This window comes from Paenibacillus sp. J31P13, from assembly GCF_056269295.1.
The window spans coordinates 126,888-141,603 of the sequence record NZ_JBWDNR010000008.1; the positions used below are offsets into that span (position 1 = coordinate 126,888).

6 protein-coding genes are annotated in these 14,716 nt (G+C 42.9%); all 6 read left to right on the forward strand.

Translation table 11 applies throughout. The features are described from left to right. Positions 1-54 precede the first annotated feature (54 nt). Positions 55-3,750, forward strand: coding sequence for a collagen binding domain-containing protein (locus tag AC0YOD_RS22825; RefSeq protein WP_475801631.1), 3,696 nt, complete (start codon positions 55-57; stop codon positions 3,748-3,750). A 260-nt stretch (positions 3,751-4,010) separates the two neighbouring features. Beyond that, positions 4,011-6,329, forward strand: coding sequence for a helix-turn-helix domain-containing protein (locus AC0YOD_RS22830; RefSeq protein WP_475801632.1), 2,319 nt, complete (start codon positions 4,011-4,013; stop codon positions 6,327-6,329). Between the two features lie 405 nt (positions 6,330-6,734). Continuing rightward, positions 6,735-7,595: an ABC transporter permease gene (locus AC0YOD_RS22835; protein ID WP_475801755.1), complete on the forward strand. Its 861-nt coding sequence runs from the start codon at positions 6,735-6,737 to the stop codon at positions 7,593-7,595. 3 nt (positions 7,596-7,598) lie between these two features. After that, on the forward strand, positions 7,599-8,495 hold the full coding sequence (locus AC0YOD_RS22840) for a carbohydrate ABC transporter permease (RefSeq protein ID WP_475801633.1): 897 nt from the start codon (positions 7,599-7,601) through the stop codon (positions 8,493-8,495). Positions 8,496-8,553: 58 nt separating this feature from the next. Beyond that, positions 8,554-10,173: an extracellular solute-binding protein gene (locus AC0YOD_RS22845; protein ID WP_475801634.1), complete on the forward strand. Its 1,620-nt coding sequence runs from the start codon at positions 8,554-8,556 to the stop codon at positions 10,171-10,173. Positions 10,174-10,283: 110 nt separating this feature from the next. Then, a complete protein-coding gene (locus AC0YOD_RS22850; protein WP_475801635.1) occupies positions 10,284-14,690 on the forward strand; it encodes a hypothetical protein in 4,407 nt (1,468 codons plus the stop codon). Positions 14,691-14,716: the final 26 nt, after the last annotated feature.

The following is a 14,716-nucleotide window of genomic DNA, read 5'->3' on the forward strand; positions in this document are numbered from 1 at the left end:
ATAGTGATCTAGAATATGAGGTTTTTTAAGAGATTAAGGAGGCGTTGAAAAACGATGTTGAAAAGAAAAACGAGTGCTTTACTGATTGCGCTTTTGGTATTCATGCAAGTGATTCCAGGAGGCGGCTTTTTCAATCAAGTAAATGCTACGGGCATTACACAAAATATCATTGATAGTGTAACGATGTCCGTTTACGACAGTGCAGGACAGACGGTGACGAATAGCGTCTATGAGCAAGGCTCCAAAGTACAAGTAGATTACACATGGTCGCTGCCTAATGGTCACGGCTATGAAAAAGGTGATACATACACGTTTAAATTGCCGAAGGAGTTTCAGCTTTTCAATAATATAAGCGGAAACCTCGTTACGGATAATGGAGATGTAGGTACTTTCAGTGTTGATAGTTCAACACATGAAGTTATCATGGTCTTCAATGAAGATATAGAAAATGATGAAGTAAGAGGGATTCTTACTTTTAAAACGCAATTTGATAAGTCAGTCATTACTGGAAGTACAACTCAAATTATAAAAATACCAATTAGCTCAGGTGAACAGGTATTTACGCTCAACTTTAAACCTAATGTTAGTTCGACGATTGGGAAGTCTGGCGTACCGCAAGGCTATAATGCTAAGAGCATCGATTGGACTGTAGATGTGAATAAGGCTCTGGATTCAGTTCAGAATGCAGTAGTCATTGATCCGATTCCTGCTGGTCTTGATGTTCCTGTAACTGTTTCTGTCTATCAGCTAAATGTAAACCTGGATGGAACCGTGAATAAAGGTTCATTGGTTGATCCAACCAAGTATACGGTTAATACGACTGGCAATATTCTTAATGTCAGCTTCGTAGACAATCCGATTGAAACGGCCTATCGTATTCAATACTCGACACCGATTTTAGATGGAGATAAGTCACCGTTTAAAAACACAGCTACGTTTAAAGGAAGCAATAAAACGCCAGTTGATGCAAGTTCAACAGTTGCAGTGACGTATGGTACTGCTTTAAATAAGATTACGACGGATTATAAATCTGCTGCGCAAACGATAGACTGGGAAATCCAGTACAACTTTAATGAAAAAACAATTAATCAAGCAGATGCTATTTTGACTGATTTATTCGATGATAGCCAGCTATTGGTACAAGGTCTGACTAATGGTATTCATGTTTACCCGGTGACATTCGATAGCTCTGGCGCTCAAACGGTAGGTACGGAATTGCCAAGCACGGAGTATTCCGTGGTGGCTGCATCCGCTGCGAATAAAACAGGCTTCAAGCTTCAATTTAATAATACGGTTACATCTGCCTACAAAATCAAGTATCAAACGAAGGCAATTGATCGTGTTCTGAGCAATACAACGATAGAGAACAAAGTAACTACAGGCAGCGGAACCAGCGTTAAGTCTGATACAGAAACTAAAAATATTAATCAAGTCGTTATTACAAAAGGCAGAGGTGCAGTAGACTATAAGGCTAAAACAGTCTCATGGACCATTAAATTAAATGAAGACAGCTATGTAATGAACGACGTTGTTGTTACAGATTTGTTCCCTAATAAAGGACTTGAATTTATCCCAACTTCATTGGTAGTAAAACAAGGCAGCACAACATTGAGCAGTCCTGTGGATTTCACGCTGGATAGTGCTACTGCCGCAACTTCAGGATTTAAACTAACATTTGTAAAAGCCTTAACCGGCCCAGTTACAATCAGTTATACGACTAAGTACAATAATGATTGGATCAGCCCTGTTGGCAGCACAACGAATTTCATCAATAATGCGACAGTAGACTGGAAAGACGATTCTGTTCCTTCTGTTCCTCATACCAAAACAGAAACAGCTACGTTTGTACCTAGAGACGAAGCGAAAAATAACGGTTTTAAGTATGGCGAGTATAACGCTGTTTCTAAGGAACTGACTTGGACGGTTGGCGTTAATTACAACAGTAAAGCTATTGCAGCCGCAAAGGTTGAGGATGAGCTGGCAGCACCTCAAAAGCTGGTTCCCAATTCACTTGTTGTATACACGATGACGATTCCGGTAAACGGTGACCGTCCGCTGCCAACGGCAGGCACGGTAGTACCTTCCACTCAATACAGCTACACAATTGGCACTGATAATAAGCTGGTTGTGACGTTCCAGCAGCCTATTTCAACACCGTATTACATTGTGTTTAAAACAACGCTTGAAGATAAATTGATTAATTCTACTTCTATCAGCAACACTGCAAAATTGTTTGATGGAGCAACAGCAGTATCCAAAGATCTCACAGCCTCAGTCAATATTCCTAATGGCGGTGAGTATGTTAACAAGAACGGTACGCAAAATGGAGATAAAATTGATTGGATAATAAATATCAATCGTGGTCAATCGACGGTAGCGGATGCTAAAATCATCGATACGCCAACACCTAATCAGTTATTGATACCGAACTCATTCCATTTATGGGCGACAACTGTTTCAACGAATGGCAGCCTAGCCAAAGCTGCTGAACTCACTAAAGGGACTGATTTCGATCTTGAAATCAAGACAGATAATAATGGTGAGCAAACGTTCGAGTTAAGCTTTAAGAATGAAATTACGAGTGCCTACATCCTAGAATATCAATCATTAATTGTTGCGAATGACAAAGATAAAGTCTCTAATAAAGTTGCATTTAGCGGCAATAATGTTGCTTCAGTAAGCAAAGATACGACTAAAGAGATTGTGGTAGGCGTATCATCCGGTTCAGGAACAGGAAGCGGTGTAAGAGGCTCTTTAACGATTAAAAAAATCGATTCCGCTGACAGTAATGTAACGCTTAGCGGAGCAACATTTGAACTGTACCGAGTATCAGGATCAAGCAAAACATTGATCAACACGTTAACAACAGATGTTAATGGTGCGATTGAATTCAAGAAGCTATTGGCTGGAAGCTACGTTGTAAAAGAGATAGCAGCCCCAGCTGGATACGTATTAGATTCCAGAGAACGTTCTGCTACAATCAACTCAACTACTGGATTTCATCTAGATGTTAAGAACGTTAAGGTAGTCGTTCCTACTCCGACACCAACGACGCCGGTGGCAACACCGTCGCCAACACCAACGACGCCAGTGGCAACACCGTCGCCAACACCAACAACGCCGGTAGCAACACCATCGCCAACACCAACAACACCGGTAGCAACACCGTCGCCAACACCGACAACGCCGGCAGCAACACCGTCGCCAACACCGACAACGCCGGCAGCAACGCCATCACCAATGCCGACGGCACCAGTGGCAACACCGTCGCCGACGACACCGGTGGCAACACCAGCACCAACGGCATCGCCTGCACCGGTGGCAACACCTGCACCGACGCCAATCGCAACACCTGCTCCAACACCGAAGGTTGATGAGAAGACGACGCTCCAGGACAAGCCAACAACAGGTAATGTAGAGGTGCCAACTGGCGGGACTCCATCCATTACGGATAAGCCAAACCATGGTAAGGTAACGATAAATCCTGATGGCAAGTGGACGTATACACCGAAACCAGGTTATGTCGGCAAAGATACATTCACCGTTGTTGTGAAAGACAAGGATGGCAATGAAACAGAGATCTTTATTGAAATTGACGTTGAGGAAATTCCGCTTGGAACGACTCAAGGTACACCAGTAACAACACTTCCAAAAACAGGCGAAGCGAGCTACCTGTATATTTATGTAGCTGGTTTCGGACTCATTCTTCTAGGCATTAGCCTTCGGAAGCGAATGATAAGAAGGAAATAATAAGCTTTTCTAATTTTAAAAAGGTTAGTCTATTGATTAGAGTTATCTATTCAAGAGGACTAACCTTTTTTTGTGCGAAGATGGACAGTCTCTATACTTTTGGTGTATTATTTGGAAAAAATAGCTAGTGTGAAAAGAGTGTGAATAGCGACGATGAGAGATCATATGCTTTCTGTTCTGATCTGCAACTAGAAGCATAGCATCCTAATAGGAAGCTTATAAGGACTTAATTCAAGATCTCAATTCGGAGGTATAAGCTTATGAAGTCAAGAATATCGACTAAAGTCATGTTTATTTATGGAGCCGTTTTCTTAGTTATTATTACGCTGACCTTTGGCTTATCTTATACAGGAACGATAGGCAAGCTGGAGAATGATCTGAATAATACGAATCTTGCTTTATTGAAGCAAGTTGATCAAAAAATTGAGGTAGCTTTTCGTCAAACGGAGAAGGATCTGCTTACCCTAATGGACGAGCTGGAATTTGTTTATTTTATGCATGACAGTTATTTGGATGATGCACAGCGATACAGTAACTTTTATGTACTAAACAACAAATTGAAAAATTTTATTAACACGAATCCCCAGTTCTCATCTATTTTTGTGTACTCCTCTGTAAGCGGTGCCATTTTGACGGATAAAACTTATATGAAGGATGCATCCTTAGATGATAATTGGTTGAATGAATATTTGGATATGTCCGGTTACTTCAAGTGGCTAACGACTCATCAAGTCTGGGACGGGAATGTGAATAAGGATGTCATTACTTTAGTTCGATCTTTTCCGACGATCAGCAAGCCAGGATATCGCAAGGGAATGGTTGCTGTCAACATCAATGAAAAAGCGTTGTACGATATGATAAAGGCCGTATATGAGGATAGCAAAGCCGGTCATATGTTTATTATTGATAGTGAAGGAAATGTAGTAACTCATGATGACAAGACTCAAATTTATCGTAATTTAAAGGAACTTCCACATATCAAGAGCGCGCTCTCTAAGAAGGGGAGCGGATCTTTTTCTAGTGAGCTTAATGGTGTCCGTCAATCGATATTTTACCGGGATTCTGCCTATACGGGTTGGAAGCTGATCAGTATCCTGCCTGAATCACAAATTTATGAGCCGCTCAAGGTTACACGCAATTTACTGATTACTTTTGCTGCCGGTATGATTCTGCTCGCTTTGATTGTACTTTTTTATGTGAACCGTTGGACCTTCAAGCCGCTTGACCGCTTAGTTGGGAAAATGTCTTCAGGTACCTACAAGCTAGGCCAGGAACAGGAACGTACAGATGCGGGGCTTAGCTATCTGGAGAAGGTATTTGATCAATTAGTTCTAGATCGCGATCATCTTCAGCAGCATGTGAGGGATTCCAAGCCTGTACTGAAGTGGAGAATCATGATGGATATGCTTATCGGCTATCGAACGGAATATCAGGCTGTACGTCATCATCTTGAATTTGTTGGTGTTCATTTATTTCCAGAGCGGTATCTGGTATGTACGGCGGAGATTAGCAAAGAGGGTATAGATTTAAGAGATAAGGACGAGACCCTTTATACCTATGCTTTCTGTAATGTAGCGGAGGAACTGATTAATCTAGAAAACGCTGGAATGGCAATTGATTTAGGAGAGGGACGTGCCGCAGTTATCTTCAGCTTTGCAGAAGGGGATGCGGAGCAGAACCACTTGCGTGCGCTTGCGATTCTGGAGTTAATACTCGATGTAATGAAGAAGCAATTTGATTTGATCGTAACTATAGGAGTTGGTCGTGGGTATAGGGAGATGAAGGATATTCCCAAATCCTATGACGAGTCACAGAAGGCGCTTCATTATAAAATGGTATTCGGTCAGCATTCGGTAATCTCTATCGAAGACCTTCAGCCGCTGGACAGTAAAGAGTATTACCGATTAATTCGTATGGCGGATCGGATGACGGACGCGCTGAAGGCGACGGATACAGTGAAGATAAAAGAGTATGTAAAGGAAACGTTCCGCGAGGCGGTTGAACGAAATCTCCCCCCAGATCTAATCCGTCAGCTGTCCTTTGATCTCATCATGAAATCCGTTCAGTCTGTTGGCTCCATAGGGATTGATTTAAAGGATTCGATGAGTCAGCTCGACAGTATTTATGAGCTTATTAACCGAAGTGGAAACGTAAAGGAAATGGAGAGGATTGTATTCGCCTTTCTAGAGGGGATAGCGGATAAAATCAATGATAAGAGAAACCAAAGGGGCAGTAATGTCACCATTGAAAGAATGTTGATTTTTATAGGAGAGAACTTTCATGAGAATGATCTCTCTTTGGATAGGCTTGCACAAGAATTTCATTTGAGTCCGACCTATATCAGCAAGCAGTTTAAGGAATACACCGAAAGTAATTTTATAGACTATTTGATCGGAATTAGAATCCAAGCTTCTCAAAAATGGCTGATGAACAAAGAGATGAAAGTGAATGAGATTGCTGAGGCAGTTGGATATGTAAATACTCGCAGCTTCCTTCGAACATTTAAGAAGTATACAGGGATGACTCCGCTGGAATACCGGGAATGGGCTGCAAGCTCACAGAATGAGAATATTAATTAATGGTACCACCTATTTAGACGAAGAGACATGTAAAGGAATCCTCTCTAGAGGCTGCTCCTGCGCATGTCTCTTTTATTTGGAAGCAAAGCCGCAAAACGGCGTCACTACAAGGTTTTTTAGTTGTAACAACAAGAAAATGCACCCTGTATAAGAATAGTGACTATGCCAATTGCAAGAATAGTCATGGTGTTCAGAACGTGTCTATATCCAATTAAGCGTGCTCAAGTTACGATCGAATTGCCCAAACAAACTTGGGCTTTCAACAACGAAAGGGTGAAGCAAATGAAGGATAGACGACCCGAATTTGAAACGGTGCATGCCCGATCAAATTCATTAAGGACGAGAACGAACCATCGGGGTCCGACGTTCCGAACTCGATTTAGACGGGATCGGCATTTGTATCTGATGCTTGTTCCTGTAATTGGATTTTATCTCTTATTCAAATACGCTCCGATGGTTGGCGAGATCATAGCGTTTAAGGACTATAGGCTAGGAGATGGGATTTTCGGCAGCGAGTGGGTCGGAATCAAGCATTTTCAAAGTCTGTTCGCAAGTATCGATTTCTGGAGAGTTCTTCGAAATACATTAGTGTTGAATGTATACAGCCTTGTCTTCGGATTCCCTGTACCCATTATGCTGGCACTGCTGCTTAATGAGGTTCGCAAGGAATGGTACAAAAGAACCGTACAAAATTTACTCTATTTGCCGCACTTTATTTCTTGGGTAGTACTAGGCGGAATCTTCATCGCTCTCCTTTCACCAAGCACGGGTATCGTTAATGGGATACTGGAGCATGTATTCGGTGTCGAACCGATTTACTTTATGGCTAGTTCAAAATGGTGGCCTGTTGCCTATACATTATCAGGGATATGGCGAGAAGCAGGATGGGGAACGATACTCTATTTAGCGGCAATGGCTTCAATCGATCCTCAGCTATATGAAGCTGCAAAAATCGATGGTGCCAACAAGCTGCGCCAAATATGGCATATTACTCTTCCAGGCATTCGCAGCACTATTGCTATTCTGCTTGTCCTGCGTATGGGAAATATGATGGATGTCGGGTTAGAACAAACATTAATTTTGCAAAATCAGTCCGTACTGGATGTGGCCGACGTTATCAGCACCTACGTGTACAGGGTTGGTTTGCAAAATATGAATTACAGCTATACGACGGCATTAGGCTTGTTCCAATCAGTCGTCGGGCTGATTCTGGTGGTTGGTGTAAATAGGATTACTCGCGCTTTCGGGGAAAGGGGACTATGGTAACCGATGATAAAGACTAAAGGTAGTATGTCTATCTGGTCTCGCTTAGGGACGACTGCTAATTATTTGATACTTGGCTTCCTTTCTCTCCTTGCTTTGTACCCTTTCTGGTATGTTATTATGTCCTCCTTTAGCAGCAGCAGGGCGATAACGGCAGGGGAGGTATCCTTATGGCCGGTCGAATTCAATATAGAGGCGTATCTTCGACTATTTGATGATGGTCAGCTCATTGTAGCCATGTGGAATACGATTGAGGTAACCCTAGTAGGTACATTTCTGAACATTGTATTAACGACATTAGCAGCCTATCCTCTTTCTAGAAAAAGATTGATGGGGCGAAATCCGATGCTGATTTTTATCATATTTACGATGCTGCTCACCGCAGGAGTCATTCCCAATTTCATACTCATTAAATCATTAGGGTTGATGAATTCCTATTGGTCATTGTGGCTTCCGGCATTGATCAGTACCTACAATATGTTCGTTATGAAAACCTTCATGGAAGGCTTGCCCGAGGAAATCGAGGAGTCGGCGGCTATTGATGGTGCCGGGGATTGGAGAATTTTGATCCAAATTATTTTGCCGTTATGCAAGCCAATTATGGCTGCGCTTTCCTTGTTTTACGCAGTAGGCTGGTGGAACTCCTATTTCAACGTACTGTTATACATTACGAAGAGTACTCATCAAACGTTGACGCTTAAGCTCTATCAAATGATCCTCCAAGTTAATCAAAGCCTACTTAATAATGGGGGCGGAAGTGAAGGTGTTGAGCAAGTCATGCTCACACCGGAAGGGATTAAAGCAGCAGCAATCGTCATTGCGGTTACTCCTATTTTAGTCGTCTATCCCTTCCTTCAGAAACATTTTGTCAAAGGAGTACTAATCGGATCTGTAAAAGGATGATATCATCGGACTATATGTCCTTGATATAGTGTAACTATTCAATAGGGGGATGATGGAATTGAATATTTCGAAGTATGTTTGGAAGAGGGCGTCTCTAGCAGTAAGCATTTCACTTGTGATACTTTTGCTGGCAGCATGCAGCGGTAAGGCTGCGACGACGGATCCTACCGCAGCACCTGAAAAAAGCGCAGAGGCCTCGGAAACACCAGCGGCTACAGCGGGACCTAAGAAAGCAATTAGTATTTCAGCCTTTGACCGAGGCAGTGTGCCAACGGAAGAAGGAAGCTACGAGGATAACCGCTGGACAAAATGGATTAATGAAAATTCTCCAGCTACTGTGAATTGGATTCCAGTTGATCGCGGTCAAGCACAACAAAAGATAAGCACGTTGATCGCATCTGGAAGCGCACCTGATCTTATTTGGGAATACGACCGAAACTATATTGCTCAATTGGCCAATCAGGGTGCTATTCAGCCTATTGGAGACTACATTGAAAAATACAGTACAACGCTAAAGAAATATATAGAGGAAAATCCTGATTTGAAGTCAGCTATGACTATCAATGGAGAAATTTATGCAGTTACAAGCAAACGAAGTGTAGAGTCCATTGCCAATAATGGTATGTGGATTCGGCAGGACTGGCTTGATAAGCTGCAGTTAAAGGCTCCGACGACTGTAGAAGAATTGATAGAAGTGGCAAAGAAGTTCAAGGATGAAGACCCAGACGGCAACGGAAAAGACGATACTGTACCTATTGTCTTTAACGGAAATGCAGTTCAAATTATGCGAGCTTTCTTTTTTACCAATGAAAATCAATGGTATTTGGAGGATGGACAGTTGAAGTTTGCCAGAACGCTGGATCGCTTCACTGATTCTCTTGCCTATCAGAAGTCATTATTCGACCAAGGACTAATCGATAAAGAATATATTACAGACAGCAACTTCCAGCGCGCACGTCAGCTATGGACGACAGGCAAGGCAGGGATTTATTTCGGAAACTGGAATATGGACAATGAAATTCGGGATTTAAAGACGAATGTTCCAGAAGCAAAGCTGTCTCCGCTAGAATCTGTGGCGAGTAAATATGGTAAGAATGGTCTATATCAAGAATTGCCGTCCAATGTTTTGGTCGCTTTCAATAGTGATATGGATGAAGATAAAATCGAAACGGCGGTTAAATTCCTCGACTGGATGCTGGAATCAGGCTGGATGAGCATGAAATTTGGTGAAGAGAATGTTCACTACAAGCTTGCGGAAGGAAATGTTCCGCAAAGACTCGATGCGGATAAATACCGTCAGGAAGTGGCTTACGCTAATGAATATGCTATTTTGAGCCAATGGAACACGAAAGCAGAATGGATTCCGATCATGGCTGCACAGGATGAGCTCTCCCAAGAAATTGCTGTTGCTAAATCGCTCGCACTAGAGGTTGCACTAAAAAATGAATATCGCAGAGATATCGCATTTAGCCCAGATTTGCCGGAGGTAAGTCAATTGATTGCTACCTTTGCTCCAATAGCGACACAAATTGAAGTCAAAGTCGTAACAGGAGGCAAAGCATTAACTCCTGAAGCGGGCATGGAGCAAGTTCGGAAGGAATGGAAACGCTTGGGCGGCGAGAATGTAGAGAAGCTAGCACAGGAATGGTATGAAAAAAATAAAGAGTTTTTGAAATAAGCTGTATCAAACCATGATGATCATCAGCGGAGGACCTATTCTAAAGGCAAGCTTTAGTAGAATAGGTCCTCTTGCTAATAGAATTCCTATTATAAAGGAGTGATATTTACGTGATCAGATTAAGAGGAGCATTTGCATTAGTAATGGTTTGTACCCTCATTTCTTTTTTCATGACGCCGGTCTTTCCGGGTATGCCCCAATCGAAGGTCTATGCCAGTGTGAATACACCTGAGCTGACCATTGGTGATTTTGAAAACGCTGACGAATCTTGGGACTTCTTAATTGGAAGTGGTGGGTCACTGGGAAATGGCGAATTCAGCTTAGATGCAACAAACGCTCAGACAGGGAGCTCCTCAGGAAAATTGCAGCTTAATTTCAGCAGCAATTCCACGTATGCAAACAGTTATGTTTCTTTGGAGAAATACGTATTCAAGCGCATTCTCCCAGCAGATGCTTTGGAGCTCAGCTTCTGGGTGAAAACAGCGGATATGGGGAAATTCGATTTGATTCTAGTGGATAATACGAATCAGAATCATCAACAGACGATTGTGCTAGACCCCGCTTCCGAATGGCAGAAGGTTACGGTGAGCTCGTTCACTTCGGGGATTAATTATACCAAATGGGGCGGAAGCAATGATGGGGTTTGGCATGGCCCTTTAAAGAAAATGCACTTTAAGCTGACTAAAGCTTCGATGAAATCAGGTAAGACCATCGGCTCTATATGGCTTGATGATATTCGGGTTAAGGTTAGTGCTCCGGATCTTGCTATTGCCCAGCTTCAAGTCGGAAATGTTTTTGCAGGGAGTCAATCAGGAAGCTTCGACGTACTGACAACGGGTGACTCGATTAAGTGGAGTACGGTTAATGCATGGGGAGAGCCGGAATTGTCGGGAAGCGCTTCGGTCACAGGAGGCAAGCTGCGACTTCAAGTACCTGTACCTGATGATGGCTATCATCGATTAAAAATTGAAGCGTATCTTGCCGGAACAATGATCAAAACATTGGAAACGGCATTTGCCACACTACCTGAATTTGATTTATCGGCAGTGACGGATTCTCCATTCGGTGTTCAGACTCATTATGGAATTAGCTGGAACAAAGAAATGATTCCGCTTATCAAATATGCCGGCAGCAAAAATGTGCGCGACTCCTTCTATTGGTCAGAAGTAGAGCTTACAAAAGGGCAATACTCATTTAACTCGAAGTTCACTCTTCCTATGCAATCGTTTAAAGAGTTCAGCATCAATCCATTTCTTAGCTTTGCATTTAGCAATAAATATTATGACGGAGGTCAAACACCATATACGGAAGAAGCTCATGCTGCTTATGCAAAATATGTGAAGGCTATGATAAATAAATTCGGCAGTCAACTAGAAGCAGGTGAAATGTGGAATGAGTTCAATCTTCCTTACTTCGGCGGCAATGGACCTGCTGCTTCTAGGGCGGATGTTTATTTCAATCTGCTAAAGGAAGGGTATGAAGCTTCCAAAGCTATTAATCCCGATTTCAATGTTGTTGGAGGAAGCACAGTAGGCATTCCAATAGATTGGCTTGAACAATTATTTGAGCTAGGCGGTCTGGATTATATGGATACGCTCTCTGTTCATCCGTACAGATACCCGGAAACACCGGAAGGGCTGCTTGAAGAGATCGACCAGCTTAATCAGCTTATACGCGATCATAATGACGGAGAGACTATCCCTATTTGGTTTACCGAGATTGGTTGGCCAACGCATTTGAATCCAACAGGTGTAGATGAGAATACACAGGCAGCCTATTTGATTCGCAGCTATGTGCTCAGTATGGCGGCGGGTGTTGAGAAAATATTTTGGTACAACTTTATGGATACGGGAACCGATAAGCTCGCAAATGAGCATAACTTCGGGATCATACGCAATACGGGGGATACTTTGGGGTCCTATACACCCAAACCAGCTTACGTTGCGCTAGCTACACTTACGAGACAGTTAACAGGAGCTAATCTTGTTAGTCAAGAAGCAGCAGATGGCATTTATCACTATACGTTCGATAAGAATAATGAAAAAACAAATGTGCTATGGTCGCTGGATAAGAAGGATGTAGCCTTGCATACGCAGGCTCCCCTTACCGTGATCAATATGATGGGAAAGAAGACCATATATACGCCGCTGCAAGGGAAAGTGTATTTGACTTTAACCGGCGAGCCTTTATTCCTAGCAGGAGACATCGATAGTGTTGAACAAAGCCAATCCTATTCTTTGCAAAGCGAGCCTGCTTTTACGAATGATCCTATATCGCTTAAGCTTCGGGTTAATGACCTTGGAGATGAGGATGAGCTTACAGCAAAGATTAGTCTCCAAGGTGTTTCGCAGGAAATCCATATTAATACGTCCGGCGATTATACGATAAGCTTTCCCGGAGTGGATGGGGTTGGTACACGAAAAGCGACAGCTGAACTATTTGCAGATGGTGCTGCTATAGCCGGTTTGTCCGAAACCGTTGTGATACAACAGGCTGAAAAGGTATCGTCTAAGCATGTGATAAGAAATGGCGCAGATGTTATGGAAGTAATGATTGAGAATGAAAGACCAGTGGATCGCCGCTTAACAAAAATAGACTGGAGTATCGGAGCATCTTCAGGCTCTACAGCATTTGATGCGATAATACCAGCGAATACCGTGTACACGGCTGATCTATCCCTATCTGGCATGCCAGAGGGGTCACTTCTTCCCTATGCATTTAAGATCTATATGGAGGATGGTGCTTTACTAAAAAGCGAGGGAACCGTCAAGCTTGTTTCCGCCTCTGCAAGGGTTCCGCTCCCTTTCCGAACACTGGAGCATGGAGAGGATTTAGGGGACTTAGTGGGTATCGATCTTTTGACTGACGTGAATTCTAGAATTTCCTCGCACAAGGGTCAGGAGGATTTCAGCGGCAAGCTCTGGTCAGCATATGATGACAGTCATCTATACTTATACGCTAGAGTGCATGATGATATATTCTCTCAGCCAAAGCAAGGTGATGCTATTTGGGAAGGGGACAGCATTCAATTTGCTATATCTGCAGGCATGCCCGGTGAGAATCTTCAGTGGTATGAATATGGAATGGCATTAACCGGAGGCGGCCCCGAGCTATACAGATGGATGGCACCACAGGGATATATGACTGGCCCGATATTAAATCCTGATCTGCAGGTAACAAGAGATGAGACTGCGAAGGATACGATTTATGAATTAGCTTTGCCATGGAGCGAATTATCACCGATCATTCCGACTGATGGATTACTTAGCATGTCGATCGTTATCAATGAGAATGACGGAAATGGCCGAAGAGGGTATGTAGAGTGGGGCAGCGGCATTGGATCAAGCAAGCAATCCTCATTGTTCAAACCGATGCAGTTGGAGAATGCTGATCGCACTAAGCCAGTGATATTAATATCTGGTGTGCAGGATGGTGAGAGCTATACCGATCAAGTCACCCCTATTGTAACGGTGGAGGATTCGGAAAGTGGACTAAAGCAGAGCAGTGTACAGATTAACGGAATGGCATGGTCTGAAAATACCCCAATTAAGCAGAGCGGTATGAATACACTAATCGCAACAGCGGAGGACTACGCAGGAAATGTGACAACAAAGATTGTCCGATTCATGATTTATTCGGGGACTGTGCTTCAAACAGCTGATGTGGAAGCGCCGATTAATAGTGAAGCCGTACTAACGGCAAAGCTTATGGATCGCGATGGAAATCCGATTGCTTCACAGAAGATAGGCTTCCAAGTGAACGGAGTGCTTGCTGGAGAAGCAGTAACGGATTCCTTTGGAACTGCTGCTCTTATCCATTCTATAGACAGCGAGTCTGAGATTGGAGAATTAGAGTGGCATGCGCTTTATAAGCAGAATGATGATCTTTTTTTTAGAGGAAGTGAAGCTAGCAGTGTGTTAACGCTATTCGAGCCGGCTTCAGGCGTTCCAGGAAAACCAGTTCTATCTCATAATAACGATCATACTACAGGTCTTAAAGACGGCGATTATTTGATCACGATGAATATGTGGTGGGGAGTGAATGGAAGATTATTCAAGCTCTATGAGAATGGCGAATTGATCGAGTTAAAAAACATGGTCAGCATCTCTCCTAATGCTCAAACGTCCGTTGTTGAAGTTTCGGGGAAACCAAATGGGACCTATGTATACACCTGCGAACTGACTAATGATAAAGGAACGACCAAATGTGATCCAATGACTATCGTAGTGACTGATGCTAATCCTGGGGTGCCGATACTCTCTCATAATAATTGGGATAAGGACGGGACTTATGAGGTAACGATGAGCATGTGGTGGGGAACGAATGCAACAGAATATCGGCTCTATGAAAATGGAATTTTAATCGATACGAAGCCATTGATCGACGGAACTCCGAACGCTCAAACTTTCACTACCTCAATTACAGAGAGAGCTCCAGGCGAGTACAAATATCGAGCAGAGCTGGTGAATGCTTTGGGTATAACAGAGAGTGGAATTATGATCGTAACCGTAATGTGATTTTGAGAAAAGAAAGTGAGGACTCC